Genomic DNA, 26859 nt, shown 5'->3' with positions numbered 1-26859 from the left:
TGGGTGGCGGCTAAACCCGTGCGGCGTACGTGTCCCAGACGTCCTGGCACTGCACGTAGTCCGGATCCCACGGCATCTGCGAGCCGGTCCAGGTGATGACCTTGGCGTCGTGCACGACTTCGACGTGCGGCAGCTGGTTCCACTGTGGGTCGAGGTGCGCCCGGTCGCCGCCCGCGTAGGCGTTGAGGACTTCCTGGACGTTGAGCTTGTATCGCTCCACCCAGGGCAGGAAGTGCCGGCAGAACTCGTCGCTGCGCATCCGGTCGAGGTCGAGGACCGCGACTGAGGTGTCGAAAGCCAGGAAGTCGTACGAGTGCAGCGTGTGGCTGCGGAGGATGAGCTCGCGAGCCAGGGCGTTCTCGTCCTTCATCCGCTTGGAGGCGTTGATGGCGTGCATGAAACCGCTGTCGATGTCTGGCGAAGTGCGCGCGGCGAGCGGGCTTCCGGCCAGGTCCGTCGCAAACAGCTCAGCGATGTCGCCGACGACCACGGAGTGGATGTCGAGGTGGACGATCTTGGACACGTCAGGCAGGAGTTCCGGCAGGAGCATCTGGTCGAGTGTGGCGATACGCGACGACGGGTTGGAGCCGTAGTCGACTCCGTCGGCAGGCAGCCAGGTGAACGTGACTGACGGGAAGGCGCCGGCAACCCGCTTGAAGTCGCTGTCGTCGAAGCCCCGAGTCAGGACGTACGCATGGATCGGCCGGCTCGCGTTGGAGACGATCGACCCGAGGACCACGGTGAGCTGGTGTTTGAGGTCGGCGTCGAGCGTGAGCTCGACTGCGACGGGGTCGCCGGCAGGCGCATCCGCGGTGCGCTCGATGGTCACCGAACGCTCCTGAATCGAGCGGCAGGCTGCAGCGATGTCGAACGACACCTCGCCAATGTCGTCGACGCTGTGCCGCAGGGCCTCAGCCGCTGCGACCTTCGGGGCGGTGAGTTCGCGCCACAGCGTGTAGACCTCGTCCTCGGACTTTCCGGCTCCGATCGCGCCAATGATGGGCTCGAGCAGGGCGAGCATTCCGTTGCGGATGTTCTCGTATGCCTCGTCGGTGATGTTGACCAGACCGTCGAAACGTACGTCCGAGGGGTTCTTGGCGCGGAACTCGACTTCGGCGCCGAGCGATCGAGCCGGAAGGTAGCAGTGCAGTCGTGACGTCACGACGTTCTTGTACTGAACCTGGTAACTCGTGAGCACCTTCATGGCGTCGTCGACGTTGTCGGCGAAGTCGGTACGACGTACCTCCGGGGCGGTTTGCTTCCAGGCCACCCCTGGACCTGTGGGGGCGGTGTCGACGTAGAACGTGCCGCTCGGCTCCGCTCCCGGGACGGCCGGGAAGACAGTGTCGACCGTCGTGGTGAGGCAGCCGGAGAAGAAGGCAGGGACGCCAGCGGCCTGGAGCAGATGCACGGAGTTCCAGTCGCGGCAGCCGATCGGTGCGTACTTCTTGAGGTAGTCGATGACGCCGTCGGTCAGGAACGCAGGTGCGTTGACGTGGAATGAGACGAAGATCGGACGCAGGCGCGGATTGAACGGCATGTCGAACTTGCCGCCGAACATGCGGTGCATGTACCAACCGAAGGCCAGCATCCAGGTGCCGTCGGGTACGAGGTCGTGGTTGGTCGCGTCGCGCTGCACGCGGTAGAGGGTGATCTCGGCGTCGTCGCCGTCGATGACCCGCTCGGGTTTGATCCGCTTCTGCAGCATGTGTGCCGAGCGGACTGCGTCGGCCTCGCCGCTGAATCGGAAGCCGCTGCGGCGTACGAGGTGACCCATCGACGCGATGGTCTGTACGTGGTCGCCGAGGTTCTTTGAAGCGAAGGCCTCGTCGGGCTGCTTGTAGTCGAGGATCGCGAACGGGATCGTGCCCGCAGGAACGCTGATCTCTTGCTTGGCCTTCTCGGCTGTGCCGTACCAGTCTTCAAGCCACCCGATCTTGGTGACGAGGCGGTCGTTGCCGTCGGCCTCCGCGCTGGCGCGGCCACGAGCCAGTGCCTCTCGCGACTCGGTCTCAAACTCGGCCTGGAAGCTCGTCGACGCGATGTCGAACCACTGCGCTGCCGTGGCCTTGATGGTCTCGTCGCGCAGCCCGTCAGCGAGTGCCTTGCCAGCGACGGCAGGCTCGATGGTGAAGCCGGCGCGGAAGTACTCCGCCGCGGCGAGGCGCAGCACCTGCGTACGGTCTCCGCCGGCCAGCAGTTCCCACGTCATCGTGGACAGGTGGTCGTGGGCCGCGACCAAGCCAGCAACGATGTCGCCGACGGCGGCGTGCTCAGGCTTGCTTCGCAGTACGTACGCCAGCGAACGGGCCTGGTCGACTGAACCGGTCTTGATCATGCGTCGCGCGGCGCGCACGAGTGCTCGGTCAGAGGGGTCGTCCTGGATCAGCTTCGTGTAGAAGGGATCGTCGGTGCTCGACTTCGGGGCTTCCACGGGACTGCTCGGCTGACGCTTGAGCAGTCGCTTGGCCCGCCGTGCTGCCTTGCCCAGGAAGTTCTGGGGGCTGCGTGAGGAGCCTGGTGCCGATGGAGTTGCCACTGATGATCACCTATCCGCCGACAGCCTGGTCCGGCCTCTTGAGCCGAGGGCGTTCAGCCTTCGCAGCAACCGTACAGAGGCCCGGGCCGAGGCCCCGAATCGCGTCTGCCGTAGCAGGGGATCAAGTGGACGCATGCGCGACGCGCCGGGTACGGTCTCCCTGTCAATGTACGTCGGGAGGGGCCGCTCAAACGGTCAGTCAGCCAGGCGTCGTCACGCCTTGCAACAACGCCTTCGACGGACATCCCCCATGTCATCGCGGCAGATTCGGACCTGTAGTGCTCGCCTTCATCACGACTCTGCGTCACCCCAGCAACTCCAATGACTACTACCGCGTTGAGCAGCTCCTGAAGGAGACGCTCCGCTCGGTCACGAACCAGACCTCCGATGACTTCGTCGTGATCGTCGTCGGCAACCAGCGGCCCGAATTCAAGCTGCCGAAGAACACCCACTTCGTACCGGTGAACTTCAAGGCTCCCGCTCCGGCTGCGGTTCGAGTCAGCCGCAAGCCGTTCATCCGTGACAAGGGCACCAAGCTCGGTATCGCACTCATCAAGGCTCGCGAGTTCAACCCGGACTACGTGATGATCTTTGACGCCGACGACTTCGTGCACCGCGACCTCACCGAGTTCGTCGGCCAGAACCCCGGCCACCCGGGATGGGTCATCGACGAGGGCTGGATGTACTCCCGAGCACGCCGCGCCTTCCGCGAGCAGCTGACCTTCAACCGCACCTGTGGAACCTCCTTCATCATTCCGTTCGAGGCGTACGAGGTGCCCGCAAACCTGGGTGTCGACGCCAGCTGGTCTGAGATACGCGATGCATACGGCGAGCGTCTCCCGAAGATCATCGGCGCGCACAAGCGAGCGGTGGAGTGGTACGCGGACCACGGCCGGATCGTCGAACCGCTGCCATTCAAGGGCGCCGTCTACCACGTCGACACTGGCGAGAACCACTCCTTCAACCAACTCGACGGCGACGCTCAGCCGCTCACTCGCCAGATGGCGAAGGAGTTCGGCATCCCCAAGGTCAACTACTTGCGGACCCTCTGGGCTTGCTACTGCTCCGAGACGATGTGGCGCTGGCTGAAGCCTCTGGACCCGGCCTTCGAGCAGTACCGCCGTGGCAAGCGCTTCTCGAAGCGCGCCTTCCGAGCGATCCGTCGCAGGATCCGCCGAGTGCTCTAGGCAGGACGATGTAGTCAACATTGCAACTCTGGGCGGGATCCTGTTGGAAGTATCGTCGAGTAGTTGTTAGCGTTTGAGACCATCCGACGGTAGATCTGTAGAGGTGGCCAGCATGAGCAAGTTGATCCCAGCGGATCAGGCTTGGTTCTGGTCCGAGCCTTGGCAGCGTGGCGAACGCGAGGCTTCAGACGACTTGGCCGCCGGTCGAGTGGAGTCGTTCAAGAACTCTGAGTCATTCTTGGATTCACTAAGCTGAAACCGCTAGCCGGGCTCGTGTTGGAGCTCGTCGCGGATCTTTGTTGCATATTGCTCGGCTTCGCCGTCGGTGTACTTCGTACGCGGCCAGAAGAAACCGCGCAGACCGTCGCCCTTGGTACGCGGGACAACATGCACGTGCAGGTGAGCGACGCTCTGCGAGACGACGTTGTTCATCGCGACGAACGTTCCTTGGGCGCCGATCCCTGAGGTGATGGCGTTGCCGACGCGCTTGGCCGCATCGAACAACGGCACCATCAGGTCCTCAGGCAGATCCGCGAGGGTGACGAGGTGCTGGCGGGGGACCAAAAGCACGTGACCCTTGAACACTGGTCGTACGTCTAGGAAGCCGACAACGCGCTCCTCTTCGAGCACGCGATGCGCGTCGACCGAGCCGGCGATGATGCCGCAGAACAGGCAGCCGTCTGTCATACGTCGATCAGACCACATAGTGTGGAGTCATGGCTTCCAAGAAGAACGCGAAGAAGAGTGCACCCGGCAAGAAGGCCGCTCCCGCGAGGAAGTCTGCTCCCAGCGCACAGGGCGGCGAGTCCGACCTGAAGGCGAAGTTCCGCGAGGCGTTGGAGAAGAAGAACGCCAGCAAGCACGCCTCAGCCGAGGGTGCCGAGCACGATGGCAGCGAGAAGTCACACGGAGCAACCGGGCCCACAATGGCGCCCGAGTTCCGCCGCAAGAGCATCTGACCTCTCCCTGTAACCTCGACGGGTGGCAACACCTGATTTCGCAGAACAGCTCAAGGCCCTCGACGCGACCCTGACGTCGATCGAGAAGGTCCTCGACCTCGACTCCATTCGGACGGAAATCGCGTCCCTGCAAGAAGAGGTCGGCGATCCCGGACTCTGGGACGACCAAGCCAACGCGCAGCGAGTCACGAGCCGACTCTCAGGCCTCCAGGCCGAGGTCGAGCGAGTCACAGGACTTCGCGGACGCCTCGACGATGTCGAGATCATGCAGGAGATGGCCGCCGAAGAAGGCGATGCCGCCGCGGAAGCTGAGGTCACCAGCGAGCTGGTCAAGATCCAGAAGGCGATCGATGCCCTCGAAGTACGCACGCTGCTGTCGGGGGAGTACGACATGCGCGACGCTCTCGTCTCCATCCGCTCCGGCGCCGGCGGCGTGGACGCTGCCGACTTCGCGCTGATGCTGCAGCGCATGTACATCCGCTGGGCCGAGCGCCACGGCTACACCGTCGAGGTCTACGACACCTCGTACGCCGAAGAAGCGGGCCTGAAGTCGACCACGTTCGCGATCAAGGCGCCGTACGCGTACGGGACGCTCTCGGTTGAGGCCGGCACACACCGCCTCGTACGCATCTCGCCGTTCGACAACCAGGGTCGACGCCAGACCTCGTTCGCAGCTGTCGAGGTCGTGCCCGTGCTCGAGCAGACCGACGAGATCGACATCCCTGACGAGGAGATCCGGGTCGATGTCTACCGGTCGTCCGGACCTGGCGGTCAGAGCGTCAACACGACTGACTCCGCCGTACGCCTGACCCACATCCCGACCGGCACGGTCGTCAGCTGCCAGAACGAGAAGAGCCAACTGCAGAACAAGGCCAGCGCGATGGTGATCCTCAAGGCCAAGCTGCTCGCCCTCAAGAAGGCCGAAGAGCGAGCGCAACTCGACGAGATGCGCGGGGACGTTCAAGCGTCCTGGGGTGACCAGATGCGCAACTACGTCCTCAACCCGTACCAAATGGTCAAGGACCTGCGGACCGAGCACGAGTCGGGCAACACGCAGGCTGTGCTCGACGGCGAGATCGACGACTTCATCGAAGCCGGCATTCGCTGGCGCCGCGGCCAGGCCGCTTAGCCAGCAATCACCTGATGCGTTGCCCCGTCTCCGGAGCTCGCTTCGATCGCGCCGAGGACCCGTTGAACGGCAAGACCGTCAGCGAATGATGGCGTCGGGTCCACCCCTCCGGCAATGGAGGTGAGCAGGTCGACGACCTGGTGGGTGAATCCGTGCTCGTATCCGAGGCCGTGCCCGGGCGGCCACCATGCGGAGATGTACGGATGGCTTTCCTGCGTGACATTGATGCGGCGGAAACCGGCGACCGCAGGGTCCTCGGTCGCATCGAAGTATTCGAGATAGTTCATGTCCTCGAAGTCGAACGCAAGCGATCCCTTGGTGCCATTGATCTCAAGGCGGAGGGCATTGCGTCGGCCGGTGGCCATTCGTGTTGCCTCGAATACGCCGAGCGATCCGTTGTCGAATCCAGCAGTGAAGGCGACGGCATCGTCGACCGTCACCGGCCCACGCTCGCTGCTTCCAGCGCTGAGGGGGCGGCTGTCCACGAAAGTCTTGAGTACCCCGCTGACGGACGTGATTGCAGATCCGGTGACGAACTGCGCCATGTCGAGTACGTGGGCGCCGATGTCTCCAAGCGCGCCAGATCCTGCTTTGGCTTTGTCCATGCGCCAGGTCAGCGGTGCGTCCTCGTCCGAGAGCCAGTCCTGAAGGTATTGGCCGCGTACGTGTCGGATCGTGCCGATCCTTCCGGCGTTGACGAGTTCACGCGCGAACGACACAGCGGGCGTACGTCGGTAGGTGAAGCCGACCATCGCGCGTACGCCATGCTTCGCAGCGTCGGCCGCTGCCGCCGCCATCCGCTCGGCCTCTTCCACCGTGTTGGCCAGCGGCTTCTCGCAGAGGACGTGCTTGCCTGCCTCGAGCGCAGCGATCGCGATCTCCGCGTGCGTGTCGCCGGGTGTGCAGATGTCGATGAGGTCGATGTCGTCACGCTCGATCAGCTTTTGCCAGTCGGTCTCGACCGATTCCCATCCGAACTTGTCCGCCACGGCGCTCGCAGCCTCATGATCGCGACCGCAAATGGCGGTGAGTCGTGGATGCAGCGAAAGATCGAAGAAAGTGGGGGCTGTGCGCCAGGCATGGGAGTGGGCCGCGCCCATGAACGCGTAGCCGACCATTCCCACGCCCAGCTGGTTGTTTGCCATCGGGCCATTGTGGTCTATGCGGTGTACGCGCGGCAGACGATCATGTCGCCCAGCGCATCGCCTGAGCCGGGCTCCACTGTCTGAGAGCGGCCTGCCCTGCGAGCCAGGAGAACAGCGCTGTACCGGTGTCATCGTTGAAGCCGCCCACCCCACTCAGCTCGGGATGCCACTGCACACCGAGTGCGGGCCAGTCGCTGCTGGCGGGCTCGATCGCTTCGATTGTGCCGTCGGACCAAGCTGTCGGCTGCCAGTACGAACTCGGGTCGTCGATTGCTTGAGCGTGTAGTGCTGTGGTCGTGGCAGCTGGACCGATCAAATCGGCGATCAGCGATCCCGGCTGCGTGCTGACCTCGTGCCCGGGGCCGGGTTGGATGTGATCGTCCACGGTTCGGAGAGTCCCGCCGAACGCGACAGCCAGAACCTGGAGGCCGCGGCAGCAGCCGAGAATCGGGACACCTTGTTCCGCAGCTGCGAGAACCAAGGAGATCTCTGCGTTGTCGCGGGCTCGGTCGATGTCGTGGGTTTCGTCAGGGATGACGCCAGACAGTTCAGCGTCCAAGTCGCCTCCGCCGGTGAGCACCAGCGCATCGACGACGTCGAGGAGGTCGATTGCGTGCTCGCCCGGGACCAGGAGGGGTCGCATCCCTACGCGGGATAGTTGGTCGACATATGGCTGAGGGGTTCCGGTGATCGGCAGGTCCCCGAACGGACGCCGCACAATGTGCCCGTGGCTGACCACGCCAACTACTGGTCTGCGCGCTCCGTGGGACATCCTCAAACAGTAGTAAAGTCACCTTACCAATGTCAATGGATCGCCTCGGCCAGGCGCAATCCGCGAGCCTTCCCAGCCTCGTGGGGCAGTCTGCCTAGACTCGATCGAGTGATTCGATTCGACAAGGTCACCAAGACCTACCCAGGCCAGAAGCGCCCTGCGCTCGACGCCCTCGATCTCGAGATCGAAAAGGGTGAGTTCGTCTTCCTGGTCGGCGCCTCGGGTTCGGGCAAGTCAACGTTCCTTCGCCTGATTCTTCGCGAGACGACGCCAACGACTGGCCGTGTGTACGTCGCCGGCAAGGAGATCAACAAGCTCTCCAGCTGGAAGGTCCCCAAGCTCCGCCGCCAGGTCGGCACTGTGTTCCAGGACTTCCGACTGCTGCCCAACAAGACGGTCTCGGAGAACGTTGCGTTCGCCCTTCAGGTCATCGGCAAGTCACGCAGCGAAATCGCCAAGGTCGTACCCGAGACGCTCGAGATGGTGGGCCTCGAAGGCAAGGGGCACCGTATGCCCGACGAGCTCTCCGGTGGTGAGCAGCAGCGAGTCGCCGTTGCCCGCGCGTTCGTCAACCGACCGATGATCCTGATCGCGGATGAGCCGACCGGAAACCTCGACCCCGCGACAAGCGTCGGCATCATGAAGTTGCTCGACCGGATCAACCGCACCGACACCACGGTCGTGATGGCAACCCACGACTCCACGATCGTTGACCAGATGCGCAAGCGCGTGATCGAGCTTGAAGGCGGGCTCATCGTCCGCGATGAGGCCCGCGGCATCTACGGCTACCAGAACTAGGAGGTGTCATGAGAGCCACACTGAGCGAACTCGGCGCGAGCCTGTCGCGCAACAAGTCCATGACCATCTCATTGGTCGTCACGATGACTGTGTCGTTGCTGCTGGCAGCGCTCGGTCTGTTGATCCAGGGTCAGGCCGACCGTACGGAGAAGTACTTCGGGGATCGCCTTCAGCTGCAGATCAACCTCTGTACCAAGAACTCCCCGAGCACCAACTGCATCGGCGGTGTCGCCACCGATGACCAGAAGGCAGCCGTTCAGGCAGCGCTTCGCGAGAACCCGCAGGTCAAGACCTTCGACATCCGCTCTCCGGCGGAGAACTACAGCCAGGCGCGTGAGCTCCTCGGCCAGACCGACACCGGCAAGGCGCAACTCGAGACTCTCGGTCCGGATGCCTTCCCGGAGTCGTACTTCGTGACGCTCAAGAACCCGCAGAAGTTCGACGGCGTGGTCAGTCAGGTCTCGGGCATGGATGGCGTCGGCAATGTCAACTCGCTCCGCGAACTGCTCGGCCCGCTCTTCGAGATCTTGTCCAAGATGCGTTGGGCCGCGCTGGCGACTTCGCTACTCCTGATCGTCGCGGCGATTCTGCAGGTGTCCAACACCATCCGGATGACGGCGTACGCGCGCCGGCGCGAGATCGGCATCATGCGACTCGTCGGTGCCTCGAGTTGGCACATCCAGTTGCCGTTCATTCTCGAGTCGATGCTGGCCGCATTGATCTCTGCCGCATTGGCTGCCGCAGGGCTCGCAGCGTTCATGTACTTCGTCGTCTACGGCTATCTGCGTGACACGCTCGGCGAGATCACGACGTGGGTCCGCTGGCAGGAAGCCGGAGTCGTCATGGGCTACACGACGGTGCTCGCGCTGCTCCTGGCGCTGGTTCCGACTCTCGTGATGACGCGCAAATACCTCGACGTGTGAGTTCGCATGACAACGGCCGATGGTTGGACCCGCTGTGGCCGAGGCCACCAGCACTGGGGACGTGTCGGTGCCGCAGGTCTACTGCTGATTCACACTGACGACGAGGGCACTGATCGCTACCTGCTTCAGCATCGATCTCGAATGGTGCAAAAGGGACTGACCTGGGGGATCCCTGGTGGCGCGTTGGGCCATGGCGAGACGCCGATCGAGGGGGCCAGCAGGGAGGCCGCCGAGGAGATGCGTCCCGTACCAACAGGGCTCGAGCACCGGTTCACGTTCACCGATGACCATGAGGGCTGGGCGTATCACACGGTCGCGATGAGCTCGCCCGAGATGCCGCAGCCCTCCGGTGGTTGGGAAACCGGAAATGACGGCTACCGGTGGGTCACGGCCTCGGAGATCGAGCAAGAGTTGAAGCTGCATCCGGGCTTCGCGGCTACGTGGCCCGACCTGCTCAGACTGATGTGAACGTACGCGGAGATGGCCACACGCGGAGGCGCGCAAATCCCTCGACATGCGAGCAGAATGGCCTAAAGTCGCTCCTGTCACTTCTTTCACAGGGGTAACACCACGACAGTCTCGTACGCGAGAAACTTCCCCAAGGTCGAGGTCATGATCAAGTCCAGGCGCAAATCCGTTCTAGCCATACTTCTGGCTGCCGCGATGACTTTTGCTGTCTCCAGTCCGTCTGTCGCGGACCGCAAGAGTGACCTGGAAGCACAGCAGAGGGCTGCCAAGAACGCCGCCAAGGACGCCAAGAAGGCGCTCGACGGTTCGACCAAGGAGTACGCCGCAGCCGTATCGGCGCTCCGTGGTGCTCAGGCCATGCTCGACACCGCCCAGAACCAGTTGGGCAAGACGCGCGGACAACTCGCCGTCGCCAAGCAGCGTGATGCGCAGATGCAAGCCAAGCTCCTCGTCAGCGAAGCCAATCTCGACACCGCCATGGCCAAGCTCAAGAAGGGCGAACTGGAGCTCGAGGAATCGGAAGCCATCGTCGAGCAGTTCACTGTCCAGAACCTCCAGCAGGGCAACCGTGGCCTCCGGGCGTTCGGTGATCTGCTCCGCGGTGAGGACCCTGCGGACTTCACCGACCAGATGAACCTCAACGACTCCGTTGGCGATGCCCAGCTCGCGACGATGCAGGGTCTCGCAGCGACGAAGGTCCTGCTCGAGGTCAAGCGCGACGAGGTTCAGAAGCTCCGCGACATCATCAAGAAGCAGCGAGCCGAGGCTGCCGCCAACCTCAAGCGCATGGCAAAGCTTGAGAAGAAGGCCGAGCAGCAGCGTGACTCGATCTCGGGTCTCGTCGACGCGCGCGAGGGCGCACGCCACACCGCTGCTGTATCCAAGGCGGAGGACGAAAAGCGCTACCGCGAGGAAGTCCAGGAGCGCAATCGACTTGAGGCCGAGCTTCAGGCGCTGATCAACAAGGGCGGCGGATCCAACCCAGGCGGCGACGGCGGCGGCGCCTTGTCCCGACCGGTCAATGGCCCGATCACTTCGCCGTACGGGATGCGCGTGCACCCGATCACTCACGTCTACAAGCTGCACGACGGCACCGACTTCGGCGCCAGCTGTGGCACCCCGATCAAGGCAGCAGCCAGCGGCACAATCATCAGCCAGTACTACAACGGCGCATACGGCAACCGCATCATCCTCAACAACGGCACGATGCGTGGCGTCAACGTCGTGACGACGTACAACCACCTGAGCCGATTCGCCAAGAGCTCCGGCTCGCACGTCAGTCGCGGCGAGGTCATCGGGTACGTCGGCTCGACCGGATACTCGACCGGCTGCCACCTGCACTTCATGGTGCTCGCCAACGGCAAGACGACCAACCCCGCCGGTTGGCTGTAAGTCCAGCTCACCCCTCGCGTGAGAGAATTGGACCGTGGCTAAAGAGGTTGGGCGCAAGGTTGTTGCGCAGAACAAGAAAGCGCGCCACGACTATCACATCGAAGACACCTTTGAGGCCGGTCTGGTCCTCACTGGAACCGAGGTGAAGTCGTTGCGTGCTGGTCGCGCATCCCTCGTGGACGGATTCGGCGAAGTCGAGCGTGGCGAGGCCTGGCTGCTGCACGTTCACATCCCCGAATACACGCAAGGCACGTGGACCAACCACGAGACGCGCCGCCGCCGCAAGATGCTGCTGCACCGTACGGAGATCGAGCGCATTGAGCGCCGTACGACCGAGAAGGGCCTGACGATCGTCCCGCTCTCGCTCTACTTCAAGGACGGCCGTGCCAAGGTAGAAATCGCTCTGGCGCGAGGCAAGAAGACGTACGACAAGCGCCACGCCATCGCCGAACGTACGGCCACCCGCGAGGCGGAGCGCGACCTCGGTCGCCGCCTCAAGGGCATCCACTAGTGCAGGACGACCAGCTCCCTGAGCTGGCGGCTGGGCTGGGGATTCCCGGCCTGTTCGACGTCCATGCGCATTTCATGCCTCCGGCGATCCTGGCGAAGGTCTGGGCCTATTTCGACTCGGCGGGACCTTTGCTCGGACGGACGTGGCCGATCACGTATCGCGGCACCGACGAAGAACGCGTCGAGCAGCTGCGCGCCATGGGCGTCAAGAAGTTCTCGTCGATGTCGTACGCGCACAAGCCGGGCATCGCGGGCTACATGAACGACTGGACACGTGGCTTCGCCGAGCGCACTCCCGACACGTTGTGGTCGGCGACCTTCTATCCCGAGCCTGAGGCTGCCTCGTACGTGACTCAGTTGATCGACGATGGAGTCGAGCTCTTCAAGGCGCACCTGCAGGTCGGAGACTTCGCCGCGAACGATCCGCTGCTCGAGCCTGTATGGGGTGCGATCGCCGACAGCAGCACGCCGCTTGTGCTGCATGCAGGCTCCGGCCCGGCTCCCGGCACTCACACCGGACCTGCGGGCATCGCTGACGTCCTGAGCCGCCACCCCTCACTGAAGGTGATCATCGCCCACATGGGTATGCCGGAGTACTCGGAATTCCTCGACCTGGCCGACCGTTACGACAACGTGCACCTCGACACCACGATGGCCTTCGTCGACTTCTGGGATGGCCCTTCACCTGCGGAGATAGCGCCACGGCTCGTTGATCTGCAGGACCGGATCCTGTTCGGAACGGACTTTCCCAACATCCCGTATGCGTACGCTCATCAGGTCGAGGCTCTACAACGGCTCGACCTGGGCGATGAATGGATGGCTGACGTGCTCTGGAACAACGGGGTCAAGCTGTTCGGTGCACCATGAGGCTCGCCAGCGCGCAGGGCAAATGGTTGCTCGCCGCGATGATCCTCGGGTCCGGGATGGCGTTCCTCGACGGCTCGATCGTCGGTCTCGCGCTGCCCGCAATGGGCCGCGACCTCGACGCCGGTGTCACTGGTCTGCAGTGGACAGTCAACGCCTACACGCTCACGCTGGCGGCACTGATCCTCGTCGGTGGATCACTGGGTGACCGGCTCGGTCGCCGGAGGGTGTACGTCGTCGGCGTCGCGTGGTTCGCGCTCGCCTCCGTGATGTGCGCGATTGCGCCGACGATCGAGGTGCTGGTCGCCGCTCGCGGCCTGCAGGGCATCGGCGCAGCGCTGCTCACACCCGGCAGCCTCGCGATCATCTCGGCGTCCTTCGTGGAGGAGGACCGCGGCAAGGCGATCGGCGCCTGGTCCGGCTTGGCCGGAGTCACGACCGCGATCGGACCGCTTGCCGGTGGGTGGATGGTCGACGCGATCGGTTGGCGTTCGATCTTCTGGCTCAACGTGCCACTCGCGGCCGTCGTCATCTGGCTCTCGGTCAGGCACGTACCGGAGACCAGGGGTGAGCAGGGCAAGCTCGACCTGACGGGTGCCGCCCTGGCTGCTGGCGGTCTCGCACTGCTGACCTACGGGCTCAGCGAGAAGTCGTGGATGTGGGCGATCGCTGGCATCGCGTCGATGATCGTGTTCGTCATCCACCAGAAGGTCACACCGCACGCGCTCGTACCCCTGAGCCTGTTCGCTGACCGCGTCTTCACGGCGGCCAACATCTGCACGTTCGCGATCTACGGTGCACTGAGCGGTTCGATGTTTCTTCTCGTGCTGCAGCTGCAGTACGTGAGCGGCTACAAGCCGCTCGAGGCTGGTCTCGCCACGATCGCGATCACGATCCTCATGCTGTTGTTCTCGTCGAAGGCCGGCGAGCTGGGCGCCAAAATCGGGCCGCGGTGGCCCATGACGATCGGACCGATCGTTGCTGCAGCTGGGCTCCTCTTGTTGCTGGGGGTCGGCGAGGATCCGAACTTCTGGGTCGATGTGCTGCCCGGCTCCATCGTGTTCGGCGCGGGCATCACTCTCTTGGTCGCACCGCTGACAACCGCGGTGCTCGCCGCAGCTCCGACGGAGCAGACCGGTATCGCCTCGGGCATCAACAACGCCGTTGCTCGTACGGCATCTCTCCTCGCTGTCGCCGCAATTCCGCCGATTGCCGGCATAGCTGGCGCCAATTTCTCCGACCCCGATGTCTTCGGTCCGGGCTATCGCACGGGCATGTGGATCTGTGCGGGAATGCTTGTAGTTGCGGGTATTTGTGCCATGACGCTCATCCGTGGCAACAAGGTGAGCCCGAAGGCGCTCCAGACCGACACGTGACGAATGGGGTCTGTCGGCCAGCAGGAGTAACATGGAGGTGTCGCTTCGGCGGCGTTTGAAAACTCAAGAGGGGCTGATCGGTTTCGACTAAGGTCGTTCGATTCAGGAGAAGCGGGTAGAGGATCCAGGGTTATCTCTTAAACGATCTCTGGAAACCAACAAGTGCCGATTCCAATCGCACTGACTTCGCCCTCGCTGCCTAAGCGATAGGTGAAGCGTTGGCCTGGGGGCGTTCCCGCCCCAGATCACCAACGTCATTTAGGGGACTTGCTGGTCACACCACGTCGCAGGGTGTGACCGGGACTTTTATGCGACTGAGCCTGTCGGAGACGCGTTTGTCCGAGCTCCGGGGCTGAGAAAAGCGTTAGACGAACTACACCCGTAGAAGCCCTGACTCAGCGCCATAGGACCCGGGTTCGATTCCCGGCAGCTCCACGAATAGAAGAAGGCCTCCGCCCCGGTTTTGGACGGAGGCCTTCTTCTATTCGTGAATCAAGCAGGGCGAATCGAGTGGGCCCCTCCTCGCAATGCTGCAATCGCGCGAAGCGCCTATCAGCGTTGCCAGGACTAGGGATCCCGGCAGCTCCACGACGAAGAGAGGACTTCGACCCAAATGGGTCGAGGTCCTTTTTCGTGCGCGTACCGTCAAAGGCATGAGCACTTTCACGGATGACGAGATCACCGCTGCGCTCTCGGATCTGCCCGGGTGGTCAGCCGATGGTGACGCGATCACCAAGACGTACGAGTTTGCCGACTTCAGGGCAGCGCTGGACTTCATGAACCGTGCGGCAGGTCCGATCGAAGAGATGGACCATCACCCGGAGTGGACGAACGTCTACAACCGCGTCGAAGTCAGACTCAGCAGCCACGACGTCGGGGAAGTGACCAGCCGCGACACCAGGTTGGCGACGGTTCTGGAGAGAGTCGCGGACGCGTCTTAGAGCGAACCGAGGATGCGTTCGCGCTGAGCGTTGTACTCGTCGTCGGTGACCTTGCCGGCTCGGTGCAACCGGTCCAGCTCCGCCAAACGTGCAGGCACGTCGACGGATTCCTCAGGACTGCCTTGCGCCGAGATCGGCTGATCCCAGTGGATCTCCATCGCCGTCGGCTCGTTCGGCCCCACCACGAGCGCGGCAAACCCGTCGCCAACTCGGAGGGATCCCAGAGCGGTGAACGGCACAGTGGCCAGCTTGGTGACCTCGTACGATGCCAGGCCCGAAGCAGCCTCCGGCTCCACCGTGAGCTCAAGCTCCAGTCGGGGTCGCTCGTTGATGAACGTGCCGGTCTCCTTGGAGGACCTGATCCGAATCGTGGCCGGGACCGTCGGTGGTGTGGAGGTGCCGGTGACCGCGCCAATGGCCGAACCCGTGGCGTACAGGAGTCCGCCCAGGCCGCCGATGCCGAGCGCCAGGACGCCGATGACGATCGGGAGCCAGCGCCAGTTTTCGTGCTCGGGCGAGATGCCCAGCTTGAGCAGGCCGACCAGTAGAGATGGCACACCCAGCGCGAGCCAGAGGAGCGTGCCCAACGCAAACGTGCGGCCACTGATGTCGGGTTGCCCTGTCGCGTCCTTCTTCGCCTCGAGCCGGCGGCCGTGCTGTCGCATGATCGGGCCGAGGACCACCCACAGCACCCCGACTGCGACGAGCCCGGACTCGGACAGGATGAGGCCGATGGCGGCGGTGACTAAGCCGAGGGCTGCAAGCTTCATGGGATCAGTCTGGCGTCTCCGCCGGCCTGAGGGCTAGTTAGGCCCAGAGCTTTTCACCGAACTTGAACCAGATCGCCGAAGCAACCGCGACGTACCAAAGCACGATGATCAACACGGACCAGTTGTTGACGAAGCGGGTCACACTCGCGCCGGGATGAAGCGATCGCAGGACCCAGGCGCTGACCAGCACGAAGATCGGGATCGTCACGGACCACACGACCATGCAGTACGGGCAGAGAGAGCCGATCTCGTAGATGCTCTGGAACTGTAGCCAGGTCACCAGGCCGATGCCGCACAGCGAGCCGAGCCAGAGGCCGGCTTGTACGAACGACGGGAGCTTCACGCCAGCAGTCATCAGAACACCCAGAGTGACAACAATGGCAAACCCCGCGACGCCGATCAGCGGGTTGGGGAAGCCGAACGCGCTCGCCTGATCGGTGTTGATGACATTGCCGCAGCTGACGAACGGGTTGATGTCACAGCTCAGCGCATCTGCGGGGTCCTTGAGGAGATTGATCTTCTCGATGATCAGGATGGCTGATGCCAGCAGGCCAATCGAACCGGCGAGTGCAAGGAAGGCGCCAAGACCTCGGGAGGTCTCAGTCGGCTCGGCGATGGTGTCCACGGTCTGCTCGGTCATATGCCTGATCCTAGGGTCAGGCCTCAAAGGAGACTGGCTCAGAGTCGTGGCCAGACGAGTACATCTGGGTTAGTGTTCGCATACCGAGGGTATGCGAAAGAGGAAGTCATGACGGTTCCACACAGTGATGTCATCATCGTCGGCGCAGGGCTGTCCGGCATTGGCGCGGCTTACCGCATCCAGACCGAATGCCCCGGCAAGACGTACGCAATCCTCGAGTCGCGGGACGCGATCGGCGGTACGTGGGATCTGTTCCGCTACCCAGGGATTCGCTCCGACTCCGACATGTACACGCTGAGCTGGCCCTTCCGCCCGTGGAAGAACCCCAAGTCGATCGCCGACGGCGATGACATCCGCAACTACGTGCGCGATGCGGCCGCCGACTACGGGATCGACAAGAACATCCAGTTCGGCCACCGCGTCACCTCTGCTGCCTGGTCGACGGACGACGCCAAATGGACCGTGACCTCGACGGCGAACGGCAAGACCGTCACGCAGACCGCGTCGTTCATCTATCTCTGCAGCGGCTACTACAGCTACGACAAGGGCTACACGCCTGAGTTCCCGGGCCTCGACTCATACGAGGGTCAGGTCATCCATCCGCAGTTCTGGCCGGAGGATCTCGACTACAGCGGCAAGGAAGTCGTCGTCATCGGCAGTGGAGCGACCGCGGTCACGCTCGTCCCGTCGATGGCCGACAAGGTCAAGCACATCACGATGCTGCAGCGCTCGCCGTCGTACGTGATGGCGCTTCCCGAAGAGGACAAGGTCGCCGACGTCATGCGCAAGGTGTTGCCCGATGGCTTCGCTCATCGCGCGATCCGACGCAAAAACGCCGCGTTCTCGGTCGGCATGTACCAGTTCTGCCAGCGCTTCCCGAAGCAGTCACGCAAGCTGCTGCTTCGGCTTGCGAAGCGGCGTCTCCCCGAGGGATACGACCTCGACCCTCACTTCACGCCTGTCTACGACCCGTGGGACCAGCGCCTCTGCATCGTGCCGAACGGTGACCTGTTCCGTACGATCCGCGGTGGCAAAGCCTCGATCGTCACCGACCACATCAAGACATTCGACGCCAAGGGCATCGAGCTGGAGTCCGGCAAGCGCCTCGACGCAGACATCGTCATCACCGCAACAGGTCTGCAGGTTGTGGCGTTCGGCCAGCTCAAGCTCAGTGTCGACGGCAAGGACATCGACCCGCACGAGCTGTACGTCTACAAGGGCCTGATGTTCAGCGGACTGCCCAACTTCGCCTGGTGCGTCGGCTACACCAACGCGTCGTGGACGCTGCGCGCCGACCTGTCGTCGCAGTACGTCTGCAAGCTCATCAACCTGCTCGACAAGAAGGGCTACGACTACGGCATGCCGGACCCCAAGGGCGCCGGCGATGCGCCGCGGCCGATCCTCGACCTGACGTCGGGATACGTGCAGCGCGTGGTCAACGAACTGCCGCAGCAGGGCGTCACGTCACCCTGGACGATTCGTCAGAACTGGTTCCTCGACTCACGCGACATGAAGCGTACGGATCTCGAGCAGGCCATGGTGTTCGGCAAAGCGAAGGTCGCTGAGGCGTCTCTGGCCAGCTGAATCCGGCCCTTTTCGACTCTTGGAACTTCGTAGCGTCGGCTGACCTGCGTCGTTAGGGTAGACACCACTCGGCGCGGCCGAGGCTTACACCAGGGGATGGTGAAGTGACCACACCGCAGACCAAGACCAAGCAGCGTGCCGGACTAACAGGCATCGCATTGGCCGCCGTCATAGGAATCGGATCCTTTGCCGGTTCAGACTCCGCAGCAGACGACCTCACTCCCAAGGCCTATGCGGCGCTCGTCCAGGCTGGGCTGAGCAATGTGAAGGTCGACTTCGACGGTCGCGAGGCAAAGCTCAGCAACGGCACGCCCGACGAGCTCGCCAAGGCCGAGAAGATCGTCGAAGGGGTCAATGGCGTCCGTTGGGCCAAGATCGACTCCAACCGCAGCACGAATCTCCCGGACCCGCCGACATTCTCGTTGACGCGCGTCGCTGATGGGGTGAACCTGAACGGCGTCGTTCCCAACGCCGCGGTCGCCCAGAAGCTCAAGGACGCGGCCCTTTCGCTCGGCAAGGTCACCGGCGACCTGAAGATCGACCCGAACGTAGGTACCGCCGACTGGCTCGGCACTCTTTCTGACGTGATCCCTTCGCTGAGCGAGGTGGATGACCTGGCGCTGAGCGTGGATGGTGACTCGCTGGCCATCGGCGGATCGCTCGAAAGCCAGGCAGGTGTCGACACTCTGGCCGACCTCATCGAGCCTTCGCTCGGGGACCTCAGCCTCGACAACACCCTCAAAGTCGACGCTGCACGGTTGAGCCCGTCTCAGGCCGAGGACATCAAGGCCGCCAATGTCTACTTCGCGCGAGGCTCGTCCACGTTGGACGCCAGGGGCAAAGCGGGACTCCTCACTCTGGTTGACGTGCTCAAGCGCAACACCGGGGTCGAGCTCGAGATCGGTGGCCATGCAGGTCCGACCGACCCAGTTCGCGGCAAGGCGTTGAGCGACGAACGTGTCGCAGCAGTCAAGGAATTCCTCGTGGCGTCCGGCATCGATGCCGCCCGCCTGTCAACCAAGAGCTACGGATCTGATCCGGAGGCCGACGGCGACGCATATGCGGAGCAGTACCGTCGCGTCGACTTCATCGTGAAGGGAAACTGAGCATGTCGGGTTACACCATTGGAGAGATCATCATCTGGCTGCTCCTCGCCGCGCTTCTCGGCGGCTTGCTCGGCTGGTTCCTTCGTCAGCTGAGGTGCGAGCGTGAGCACGGCGCCGGTGCGAGTTCGGCACCCGCACCCGCCAAAGCCGTCGCATTGAGCGGCGGTATTGAGTCGGCCGGACCTGTGAACGCCAGCAAGGGCGGCCGGGCCCCCACCGCCGAGTACACGATCAAGGGCAACACGGATTCGATGTACTTCCACACACCTGGCAGCCCGTCGTACGACCAGACGATTGCCGAGGTCTGGTTCAAGTCCGAGGCGGAGGCCCGTGCTGCCGGATACACGCCTCCGGGAACGGGTGGCGCCAAGAAGGCGGCAGCCAAGAAGGCGCCGGCCAAGAAAGCTCCTGCCAAGGCTGCTGCGAAGAAGGCTCCTGCGAAGGCTGTCGCGAAGAAAGCCCCGGTGAAGGTTGCTGCGAAGAAGGCCCCGGTGAAGGTTGCTGCGAAGAAGGCCCCGGTGAAGGTTGCTGCGAAGAAGGCCCCGGTGAAGGCTGTCGCGAAGAAGGCCCCCGCGAAGAAGGCCCCCGCGAAGAAGGCCGTCGCAGCGGGCAAGTTCCCCGGATCGGCCCGGCCGCTCTCGGGCGGACGCGCGCCATCGGCGGCGTACAAGATCAAGGGCAACGAAGACTCGATGATCTATCACACGCCGGACAGCCCGTTCTACGGCCAGACGATCGCCGAAACCTGGTTCAGGACAGAAGCCGCTGCAGTCGCAGCCGGTTTCCGCAAGCCGCGCAACGCCTGAACCGTCTGAACAAATACCCGAACCGCGTACCGCGCCACACTGGCCCGGTGCGCGCCTTCGCTCGGTCCATGCGGCATGCTGAGGCAATGCCTGTTTCGAAGACTTCTGCGCGCGCTGCCATCCTTTTCACCGCTGCGACTTTGGCCCTTGCGGGCTGCTCCGGCGGAGGCGACGACAAGACCACTCCCGACCCGGATGAGAGCACCGCCGAGAAGATTGTTGAGATCTCGCCGCTGAACGGCACGCCGATGCCTGACGGCCGCCCCGACAACCCGGTGTTCATCGTCAAGATCGAGAACACGTACGGCGGTGAGCCGCAGATCGGGCTCGACAACGCCGACCTCGTGATCGAGGAGCTCGTCGAAGGAGGCCTGACTCGTCTGGCCGCGTTCTTCTACAGCGACCTGCCGACGAAGGTCGGCCACGTCCGCTCGATGCGTACAACAGACATTGGTCTCGCTGCCCCGGTTGGCGGCCAGATCATCGCCTCAGGTGGCGCCAACAAGACGTACAAGGAAATCAAGAGGGCCGGAACGACGATCTTCTCTGAGGACTATGGCGCGCCGGGCTTCAGCAGCGACCCGAGCAAGGTTCGGCCGTACAACAGGTTGATCAACCTCCAGACAGTCGCCAGCAAGGCCAAGCCGACCTCGATTGTCGGCCCTTACTTCACGTGGACTCCAGAGGACGCCAAGACCGAGCCGGCACCGACCGAATCAGCCACGCCGGCGACGGAGCCCAAGACTGCGCGGGCCGCGACTGTGCGGTTCTCGCCTGGCACGTACACCGACTGGGCGCTCAAGGGTGGCAAGTGGATCCGCACCAACAGCCACGCACCGCGCGCCACTGACTTCAAGGCCGACACGATGATCGTGATGTTCGCCAAGATCGTCGACGCCGGATACACCGACATCGCCAACAACCCGGTGCCTGAGACAGTCGTCAAGGGGACCGGCCGTGCAGTGATCTTCAACGGCAAGACCGTCACCGAGGCGACTTGGTCCAAGCCGAATCTGGACTCAACGATCTCGTTCACGGGTGCCGATGGTCAGCCGATCACGATCGAGCCGGGCAAGGTGTTCGTCGAGCTGGCGCCCAAGGGCAACGGAACCGTCAGGCTCCGCTAGTCGCCGATCCGAGGGGAATATCGATCGTCGGCAGCAAGCGCATACCGGCGAGGATTGCTCCGATCGCGCCCTGAACTTCTTCACTGGCAGCGCTGGGGTCCTCGGCGTCGGCGACAAACTCGGACGACGACTTGATGGCACCGTAGAAGATCATGCCGAAGGCTTCGTTGAGGTCCTCGCCGCCGCCCAAGTCTTCGAGCAACGCGTCGACCGTACGCTGCACAATGCCGAGGGTGGAGGCCTTTTCGGCCTCGTGCCAACGCTCGTGACCCAGGGCAACCGGGCCTTCTTGAATACAGATGCGGCGGAACTGCGGCTCGCGGCAGACCTCGAGGAACTTCTCGAGGCCGATCTGTGCGCGCTCCCACGGGTCCTTGGAGCCTTCGATCGCCTTCTCGACCTGTGAGGTCGTGTTGCTCTGGACTCGGTCGAAGACCGCCTCGAAGAGCGCAAGCTTGCTGGGGAAGTGGTGGTAGAAGGCACCCTTGGTCACTCGCGCCGCGGCGACAACCTCGTCCAGCGACGTGCCCGCATAGCCGTGATCGGTGAACAGGCGCGCGGCGTTATCGAGCAGCGCTCGCTTGGTGCTGGAGGAGTAGTCCTGGCGTCGAGTTGTCTTGCGCGTGGCGCGTAGGACGCTCTTGTGAACCACTTTTGACGGGTGCGGCATCCCACCAGTCTATGACCTGCGTGTTCTGTGCCTCGGATCACATACCGAGGGTTTGTATTTATCGTCGGTATGCAACATACTGAGAGTACGTACCGAGGGTATGGAACTCTCGTACAGACGGAGACGAAAGGAGCACCCCATGACCTGGAATGCTTACAACCGTCGCAAGGAAGTACTCCGCGAGATTCTCGCCATCGCTGATCAGCGTCGCGACATCACGCTCACCGAACTGCTCGACACGGTCGACGGAGGCCGCGAGGCTTACGCGAACGAAACCGAGCTCCTGTTTGACATCCAGATGAACTGGTTCCAGCGCCTCAGTGGCCAGCTGGATCGCCTCCTCATCGAAGGTGTCGACACCCCCGAGATCATGGCCGTCAGTGCCTGGGTCAACGCCGCCGGCGAAATGCCTGGCGCGCGCACCCTGCTCGACGCCGAGATCAACAACCCCGCACTCGGCAAGGCCTTCGCGAAGGAGCTCACGCTTCTCGCCGCGTCGGCCGGAGTGCCTTGGAACCACCCGGACCTCAACGGTCACGGCAAGCGACTGCAGGACTCCGCACGTGAGTCGGTCGTTTACGCCGAGGTCACCGAGGTCGAAGCACCGCACAGCGGTTCGCTTCTCAGCAAGCTGCGCAGCCGCGCTGCTTGACCGGGTAAACGATCACCCCGCCTGGCGCCATCTCCCTCCCCCTCGGCGCCGGGCGGGGTTATCTCTTTTCTGAAGCCTTTTTGGTTGCTTCGCTCAATGCGCTGAGCTGCTGACCGACCTCGGTGTCGATCGCCTCGCGGAACTGACTGCGGAAGATTCCCAGAGTCACCTGGCTGGCAATCGGCAGCAGGCTCTCGATCGTTTGAAGGATGTTCGGCCACTCGTCCTCAGGGAGGCCAGCGTCGACAAACGGCTGGATGATCTCGGCCGACACCTCGCTCACGAACGCGTCGGCGATCTCGCGGAGTCGTGACTGCAGGATTGGGAACAGGGCGATGACTGTCTCAGGCGCCAGGCCGATCGCGACTGCCGCAGCGCCCGTACGTACGACGACCGGCTCGAGAAGTCGTACGACATCACGATCGCCGTCAACCCACTCGACGAGACCGAACTCCTCCATGGAGTTGATGAGGGCGTCGTTGCGTTCGACGCCCGCGAGCGCGGCAAGTCCGTCACGTGTCAGCACTTCTGCGCCGGCGACGTCGTTGGGCAGGTCGAGGATGTTGATCAGGTCGAGAGCGTGACCCGCAGCTGCGCTGGGCGCGCCCGAAACAGCCTTCTCGACGGCCGCCAACGTGTAGCCGCGATCGATGAGCTGTCGGATCAGCTGCAATCGCTGCAAATGCTCGAGCGTGTAGTAGCCCGTACGGCCTTCGAGCCGGGGTGCTGCGATGAGGCCGCGACCTGCGTAGGCCCGAACGTTCCTGACGGTCATCTGGGCTCGTGCCGCCAACTCATCGACGGTGAATTCTTCGACCGCCGACGCGTCACTGGGCATGGCTGCATCATAGAGGTATGGACACACTGCGAGGACGGCTGCTGGTCGCGACGCCCGCGATCGAGTCCGGCCCGTTCACACGCAGTGTCGTGTTCCTGCTGGACCATGACGGAGACGGCGCGCTGGGTGTCATTGTCAATCGACCACTCGAATCGGACGTCGATGATGTCCTGCCCGACTGGGCCAATCTGGTCAACGCTCCTGTGTGCCTGTTCGACGGGGGACCGGTGGCAATGGACTCGGCCCTGGCGCTCGGAGTCATTGCCGGTCCCAAAGACGAACAGAGTGCTCCGCCGATCGGATGGCGCCAGATGGCCGGCCGAGTTGGTCTCGTCGATCTCGAAGGGCCTGTGCCGAGTCGCGGCGAATTCACCGGACTACGGGTGTTTGCCGGCTATGCCGGATGGGGGCCCGGACAGCTCGAGGACGAGATCGATGAGGGCGCCTGGCTCGTCATCGATGCCCGCGACGAGGACCTGGTCTCACCTCAGCCGGAGACGTTGTGGCGTGAGGTGTTGCGACGACTCGACACTGACGCGAGATTCCTCACGACATTCCCTGACGACCCCTCCGCCAACTAGTCCCTCCTCGTTAGACTCAGGCCGTGGCTTTCTTCGGACGCGGTACAGAGACGGTGGTGGACGAGCGCACTGACATGCGCACGGAGGAGGGGGACCACGAGAAGTTCTCCCACTACGTCCCCAAGGACGAGCTGACCGAAGCCATGATCATGGGTCATCCCGTGATCGCGCTGTGCGGCAAGGTGTGGGTTCCCAGCCGCGATCCAGAACGTTTCCCGGTATGCCCGGAGTGCAAAGACATCTGGGAAAGCCTCAACGAAGGCGACGAGGGGGACCCGTCGGGTGACGCGTAGCCAGCACCTCCGGGTCTGGCAGCGAGACGCTCTCGAGCTCTACCAACGCACGCAACCTCGTGACTTCCTCACGGTTGCTACGCCTGGTGCGGGCAAGACCACGTTCGCGCTGACCATCGCCGCCGATCTGATGTCTCGTGGCATCGTCGAACGAATTGTCATCGTCACGCCGACCGACCATCTCAAGACCCAATGGGCACTCGCCGCTTCGGGCATTGGCATCACGCTCGACCCATCGCTGGCCGGACAGGGCCGGCTGGGTGCCGACTTCGACGGATTTGCGGTCACGTACGCGGGGCTTGCCGTCAACGCCAACAGCTATCGCACGCGTATCGAAACCCGCGCGACGATGGTGATCCTCGACGAGATCCACCACGCTGCTGACGCGCTGAGCTGGGGCGATGCTGTGCAGGAGGCCTGCGAACCAGCGATCCGCAGGCTCGCGCTGACCGGCACACCGTTCCGCTCCGACGACAACCCGATTCCGTTCGTCTCGTACGCACCGGCCGACGATGGCACGGTCTCGAGCGTCGCTGATTTCTCGTACGGATATGGCAACGCGCTGAAGGATGGCGTCGTACGGCCCGTGCTGTTCATGGCCTACTCGGGACAGATGCACTGGCGCACCCGCGCAGGTGATGAAGTGGCAGCTCGACTGGGGGAGCCTCTCGACCGAGCGGCGACTGCTCAAGCGCTTCGAACGGCACTCGACCCGCAGGGCTCGTGGATCCCGGCTGTCCTTCAGGCCGCGCACACCCGGCTGATGGAGGTGCGGCGCGACGTACCCGATGCGGGTGGTCTCGTGATCGCCAGCGACCAGGACACCGCGCGCCAATACGCCTCCGTACTTGCCGCCATCACCGGGACCGAGCCGACACTCGTGCTGTCCGACGAAACCGGCTCGAGCGCGCGTATCGCTGACTTCTCCGCGGGCATGACGCCGTGGATGGTTGCGGTGCGCATGGTCAGCGAGGGCGTCGACATCCCGCGACTCTCGGTCGGTGTGTACGCCACGACTACGGCGACACCTCTCTACTTCGCGCAGGCCGTCGGCCGCTTCGTACGTATGCGGCGCCGCGGCGAGACGGCGTCGATCTTCGTTCCAAGCGTTCCGGCGCTGCTGGCACTCGCCGCCGATCTTGAGGCTCAGCGCGATCACGTGATCGGCCGACCAGTGTCGGACGAAGCCGATCTGTTCGCCGCTGAGGCAGAACTGATGGCGCAGGCGCAGCAGGAGCAGTCGGCTTCAGACCAGCTCGGCGAATACCGGGCGCTTGGCAGCGACGCATCCTTCGATCGCCTCGTCTATGACGGTGGCGAGTTTGGCTACGACTCGCTGGCCGACGATGACGGCGAGCTCGATTTCCTCGGCATACCGGGCCTGCTGGATCCGGACCAGGTTGCGGAGCTGCTCCGCAAGTCGCGGAGCAAGCGAGCCAAGGCAGCCCCCAAGGGCACGCCAGCGGCTGACGTCGCGTTCGAACGTCGGGCTGCATTGCGTAAGGAGCTGCACGCTCTGGTTGGCGCGTGGCATCACCGCACCGGAACACCGCATGGCGTGACCCACAGCCGCCTCCGACAGGAATGCGGTGGCCCCGCGGCGACCGCGGCCTCTGCAGTCGAGCTGAAGGAACGCATCGACGCGTTGCGCGCCTGGGCGCTGAAGGCCTCGGGCTAGCCTGCTGCCATGAAAACCCTTCGGGCGTTCATCACGATGGTCGCGCTCGTGGTCGTGGGGTACTTGGCGTGGAACGGCTACATCGAGCCTGAGCCGGACGGTGACTCCACGGCAAAGCCGACGGCGACTGCAGCGCCACCGGTGAAGCCGGCCAAGGGGGTGACGGTCACGTCGTTTCGTCAGGCGTCCCGTCTCCTGAAGGTCATCCCGGAGGATAGGCAGGCGTATCTCCGGTCCTACTTCGGCAAGGGCTGGATCGATGCCGACAAGGACTGCCGGGATACCCGCCAAGAGGTGCTCGCCCGAGACTCGCTCGTACCTGTCAGCAAGGGCTGCCGGATCTACTTGGGCAAATGGCTCTCGTACTACGACAACAAGACCTGGACCAAGAGCTTCCAGGTGCAGATCGACCACCTTGTTCCGCTTGCTGAGGCGTGGGACTCGGGCGCTTACCAGTGGACCAAGGCGACCCGGATTCGCTTCGCCAATGACCTGAAGGAGAAGCGAGGCCTCGTTCCGACCACGACCTCGCTCAACTACGACAAGCTTGCCGACGATCCGCAGTGGTACATCCCCAAGGTCAACAAGTGCAAGTACATCGCCTCGTGGATCGCGGTGAAGGCACGTTGGAGCATGACGGTGGATCAGCGGGAGAAGGACGCGATCGATCGGGTGATGAAGGGCTGCCCTGACCGAAAGCTGACGATCACCCGGGCCAAGATCGGGTTGCTCCCGTTCGCTGCTGGTACGGGAACGAGCAACAGGAACGTCACGATCGACTCCATTGTCTACAGCGGCAGGTCCGAGAAGATCATCCTGCGCAATACGGGCAGCAGCCCGGCGAAGCTCATTGGCTGGGTCGTGCGGGACGAGATTGGCTACGGCCAGTATCGGATGCCCAAGACCGTGATCCCCGCCGGAGGTACGCTCACGATCCTGTCGTCGGAGGGCCGCAAGCGGCTGGACGCGGCCGGCAATCCTGTGCAGCACGCCAACTGGGGTGATGTGTGGAACAACTCGGGCGACACGGCCACGCTGATCGATGGCAAACGTAAGGTCGCAGACATCTGTCGCTACACGGGCGACAACTCCGGAAAGGCACGCTGTTGAG

At 63.6% G+C, this 26859-nt stretch carries 29 protein-coding genes and 1 other RNA gene; 22 read left to right on the top strand and 8 right to left on the bottom strand.

Annotation, left to right across the window (positions count from 1 at the left end):
• Window positions 1–10: 10 nt before the first annotated feature.
• Complete coding sequence (locus tag J2X11_RS12450; RefSeq protein ID WP_309971502.1) at window positions 11–2539, bottom strand: glycosyltransferase; 2529 nt, start codon at window positions 2537–2539, stop codon at window positions 11–13.
• Between the two features lie 278 nt (window positions 2540–2817).
• Here J2X11_RS12450 and J2X11_RS12445 point away from each other — a divergent pair, with 278 nt between their 5' ends.
• Together J2X11_RS12445 and J2X11_RS12440 are read left to right on the top strand one after the other, a co-directional pair.
• The gene (locus J2X11_RS12445) at window positions 2818–3726 is read left to right on the top strand and encodes a glycosyltransferase family A protein (RefSeq protein ID WP_309971500.1); all 909 of its coding nucleotides are present in this window, start codon (window positions 2818–2820) and stop codon (window positions 3724–3726) included.
• A gap of 112 nt (window positions 3727–3838) precedes the next feature.
• Window positions 3839–3982 carry a hypothetical protein gene (locus J2X11_RS12440; protein ID WP_309971498.1) on the top strand — a complete coding sequence of 48 codons (144 nt, stop codon included), beginning with the start codon at window positions 3839–3841 and terminating at the stop codon, window positions 3980–3982.
• A 5-nt stretch (window positions 3983–3987) separates the two neighbouring features.
• On the opposite strand, the gene J2X11_RS12435 is transcribed toward J2X11_RS12440, so the two are convergent.
• Complete coding sequence (locus J2X11_RS12435; protein WP_309971496.1) at window positions 3988–4413, bottom strand: HIT family protein; 426 nt, start codon at window positions 4411–4413, stop codon at window positions 3988–3990.
• A 29-nt stretch (window positions 4414–4442) separates the two neighbouring features.
• On the opposite strand from J2X11_RS12435, the gene J2X11_RS12430 reads away from it, so the two are divergent.
• Window positions 4443–4685 (top strand): DUF5302 domain-containing protein, encoded by a 243-nt coding sequence (locus J2X11_RS12430; RefSeq protein WP_309971494.1) that lies wholly within the window; start codon window positions 4443–4445, stop codon window positions 4683–4685.
• A gap of 22 nt (window positions 4686–4707) precedes the next feature.
• Entirely contained in the window at window positions 4708–5814 is a 1107-nt protein-coding gene (gene prfB / locus J2X11_RS12425) for a peptide chain release factor 2 (RefSeq protein WP_309971492.1), read from the top strand.
• On the opposite strand, the gene J2X11_RS12420 is transcribed toward prfB, so the two are convergent.
• Together J2X11_RS12420 and J2X11_RS12415 are read right to left on the bottom strand one after the other, a co-directional pair.
• Window positions 5811–6959 (bottom strand): Gfo/Idh/MocA family protein, encoded by a 1149-nt coding sequence (locus J2X11_RS12420; RefSeq protein ID WP_309971490.1) that lies wholly within the window; start codon window positions 6957–6959, stop codon window positions 5811–5813. The two genes, prfB and J2X11_RS12420, sit on opposite strands and share 4 nt — an antisense overlap.
• A gap of 40 nt (window positions 6960–6999) precedes the next feature.
• Window positions 7000–7731, bottom strand: coding sequence for a gamma-glutamyl-gamma-aminobutyrate hydrolase family protein (locus J2X11_RS12415; RefSeq protein ID WP_309971488.1), 732 nt, complete (start codon window positions 7729–7731; stop codon window positions 7000–7002).
• A 108-nt stretch (window positions 7732–7839) separates the two neighbouring features.
• Between J2X11_RS12415 and ftsE the strand changes: the two genes are divergently transcribed.
• The 9 genes from ftsE (at window position 7840) to J2X11_RS12370 (ending at window position 15003) form a co-directional block, all read left to right on the top strand.
• Entirely contained in the window at window positions 7840–8529 is a 690-nt protein-coding gene (gene ftsE, locus J2X11_RS12410; protein ID WP_309971486.1) for a cell division ATP-binding protein FtsE, read from the top strand.
• 8 nt (window positions 8530–8537) lie between these two features.
• Window positions 8538–9452, top strand: coding sequence for a permease-like cell division protein FtsX (gene ftsX, locus J2X11_RS12405; protein ID WP_309971484.1), 915 nt, complete (start codon window positions 8538–8540; stop codon window positions 9450–9452).
• A gap of 6 nt (window positions 9453–9458) precedes the next feature.
• A complete protein-coding gene (locus J2X11_RS12400) occupies window positions 9459–9920 on the top strand; it encodes an NUDIX hydrolase (protein WP_309971482.1) in 462 nt (153 codons plus the stop codon).
• 144 nt (window positions 9921–10064) lie between these two features.
• A complete protein-coding gene (locus tag J2X11_RS12395; protein ID WP_309971480.1) occupies window positions 10065–11312 on the top strand; it encodes a M23 family metallopeptidase in 1248 nt (415 codons plus the stop codon).
• A gap of 34 nt (window positions 11313–11346) precedes the next feature.
• Complete coding sequence (gene smpB, locus J2X11_RS12390) at window positions 11347–11823, top strand: SsrA-binding protein SmpB (protein WP_309971478.1); 477 nt, start codon at window positions 11347–11349, stop codon at window positions 11821–11823.
• Window positions 11823–12689 carry an amidohydrolase family protein gene (locus tag J2X11_RS12385; protein ID WP_309971476.1) on the top strand — a complete coding sequence of 289 codons (867 nt, stop codon included), beginning with the start codon at window positions 11823–11825 and terminating at the stop codon, window positions 12687–12689. The genes smpB and J2X11_RS12385 overlap by 1 nt, the downstream gene beginning before the upstream one ends.
• A complete protein-coding gene (locus J2X11_RS12380; protein WP_309971474.1) occupies window positions 12686–14062 on the top strand; it encodes an MFS transporter in 1377 nt (458 codons plus the stop codon). The genes J2X11_RS12385 and J2X11_RS12380 overlap by 4 nt, the downstream gene beginning before the upstream one ends.
• Before the next feature lie 69 nt (window positions 14063–14131).
• Window positions 14132–14500: a transfer-messenger RNA gene (gene ssrA, locus J2X11_RS12375) on the top strand.
• Between the two features lie 215 nt (window positions 14501–14715).
• Window positions 14716–15003: a 4a-hydroxytetrahydrobiopterin dehydratase gene (locus J2X11_RS12370; protein WP_309971472.1), complete on the top strand. Its 288-nt coding sequence runs from the start codon at window positions 14716–14718 to the stop codon at window positions 15001–15003.
• On the opposite strand, the gene J2X11_RS12365 is transcribed toward J2X11_RS12370, so the two are convergent.
• Together J2X11_RS12365 and J2X11_RS12360 are read right to left on the bottom strand one after the other, a co-directional pair.
• The gene (locus J2X11_RS12365; protein ID WP_309971470.1) at window positions 15000–15773 is read right to left on the bottom strand and encodes an SHOCT domain-containing protein; all 774 of its coding nucleotides are present in this window, start codon (window positions 15771–15773) and stop codon (window positions 15000–15002) included. The genes J2X11_RS12370 and J2X11_RS12365 overlap by 4 nt on opposite strands.
• Window positions 15774–15810: 37 nt before the next feature.
• The gene (locus tag J2X11_RS12360) at window positions 15811–16413 is read right to left on the bottom strand and encodes a vitamin K epoxide reductase family protein (RefSeq protein WP_309971468.1); all 603 of its coding nucleotides are present in this window, start codon (window positions 16411–16413) and stop codon (window positions 15811–15813) included.
• Between the two features lie 108 nt (window positions 16414–16521).
• Between J2X11_RS12360 and J2X11_RS12355 the strand changes: the two genes are divergently transcribed.
• The 4 genes from J2X11_RS12355 to J2X11_RS12340 all read left to right on the top strand — a co-directional run bounded on the left by J2X11_RS12355 (window position 16522) and on the right by J2X11_RS12340 (window position 21036).
• The gene (locus J2X11_RS12355) at window positions 16522–17997 is read left to right on the top strand and encodes a flavin-containing monooxygenase (RefSeq protein WP_309971466.1); all 1476 of its coding nucleotides are present in this window, start codon (window positions 16522–16524) and stop codon (window positions 17995–17997) included.
• A 104-nt stretch (window positions 17998–18101) separates the two neighbouring features.
• The gene (locus tag J2X11_RS12350; protein ID WP_309971464.1) at window positions 18102–19103 is read left to right on the top strand and encodes an OmpA family protein; all 1002 of its coding nucleotides are present in this window, start codon (window positions 18102–18104) and stop codon (window positions 19101–19103) included.
• Between the two features lie 2 nt (window positions 19104–19105).
• A complete protein-coding gene (locus J2X11_RS12345) occupies window positions 19106–19909 on the top strand; it encodes a sunset domain-containing protein (protein ID WP_309971462.1) in 804 nt (267 codons plus the stop codon).
• An 86-nt stretch (window positions 19910–19995) separates the two neighbouring features.
• Complete coding sequence (locus tag J2X11_RS12340) at window positions 19996–21036, top strand: DUF3048 domain-containing protein (protein ID WP_309971459.1); 1041 nt, start codon at window positions 19996–19998, stop codon at window positions 21034–21036.
• Here J2X11_RS12340 and J2X11_RS12335 read toward each other — a convergent pair.
• The gene (locus J2X11_RS12335) at window positions 21023–21706 is read right to left on the bottom strand and encodes a TetR/AcrR family transcriptional regulator (RefSeq protein ID WP_309971457.1); all 684 of its coding nucleotides are present in this window, start codon (window positions 21704–21706) and stop codon (window positions 21023–21025) included. The genes J2X11_RS12340 and J2X11_RS12335 overlap by 14 nt on opposite strands.
• A 139-nt stretch (window positions 21707–21845) precedes the next feature.
• Here J2X11_RS12335 and J2X11_RS12330 point away from each other — a divergent pair, with 139 nt between their 5' ends.
• The gene (locus J2X11_RS12330; protein WP_309971455.1) at window positions 21846–22358 is read left to right on the top strand and encodes a hypothetical protein; all 513 of its coding nucleotides are present in this window, start codon (window positions 21846–21848) and stop codon (window positions 22356–22358) included.
• A gap of 58 nt (window positions 22359–22416) precedes the next feature.
• On the opposite strand, the gene J2X11_RS12325 is transcribed toward J2X11_RS12330, so the two are convergent.
• A complete protein-coding gene (locus J2X11_RS12325; protein WP_309971453.1) occupies window positions 22417–23196 on the bottom strand; it encodes a MerR family transcriptional regulator in 780 nt (259 codons plus the stop codon).
• 17 nt (window positions 23197–23213) lie between these two features.
• On the opposite strand from J2X11_RS12325, the gene J2X11_RS12320 reads away from it, so the two are divergent.
• The 4 genes from J2X11_RS12320 to J2X11_RS12305 are packed head-to-tail and all read left to right on the top strand — an operon-like array spanning window position 23214 to window position 26858.
• A complete protein-coding gene (locus J2X11_RS12320; RefSeq protein WP_309971451.1) occupies window positions 23214–23777 on the top strand; it encodes a YqgE/AlgH family protein in 564 nt (187 codons plus the stop codon).
• 23 nt (window positions 23778–23800) lie between these two features.
• Window positions 23801–24070, top strand: a complete 270-nt coding sequence (locus tag J2X11_RS12315; protein WP_396127861.1) for a DUF3039 domain-containing protein — start codon at window positions 23801–23803, stop codon at window positions 24068–24070.
• On the top strand, window positions 24060–25748 hold the full coding sequence (locus J2X11_RS12310) for a DEAD/DEAH box helicase (RefSeq protein ID WP_309971448.1): 1689 nt from the start codon (window positions 24060–24062) through the stop codon (window positions 25746–25748). Before J2X11_RS12315 ends, J2X11_RS12310 begins: the two co-directional genes overlap by 11 nt.
• A gap of 9 nt (window positions 25749–25757) precedes the next feature.
• Window positions 25758–26858 carry a lamin tail domain-containing protein gene (locus tag J2X11_RS12305; RefSeq protein ID WP_309971447.1) on the top strand — a complete coding sequence of 367 codons (1101 nt, stop codon included), beginning with the start codon at window positions 25758–25760 and terminating at the stop codon, window positions 26856–26858.
• The last annotated feature ends 1 nt before the right edge of the window (window position 26859 follow it).

This window comes from Aeromicrobium panaciterrae, assembly GCF_031457275.1.
GTDB classification, from domain to species: domain Bacteria; phylum Actinomycetota; class Actinomycetes; order Propionibacteriales; family Nocardioidaceae; genus Aeromicrobium; species Aeromicrobium panaciterrae_A.
The sequence above is the reverse complement of the archived record's forward strand: the minus strand, read 5'-3'. Positions and strand labels throughout refer to the sequence as shown.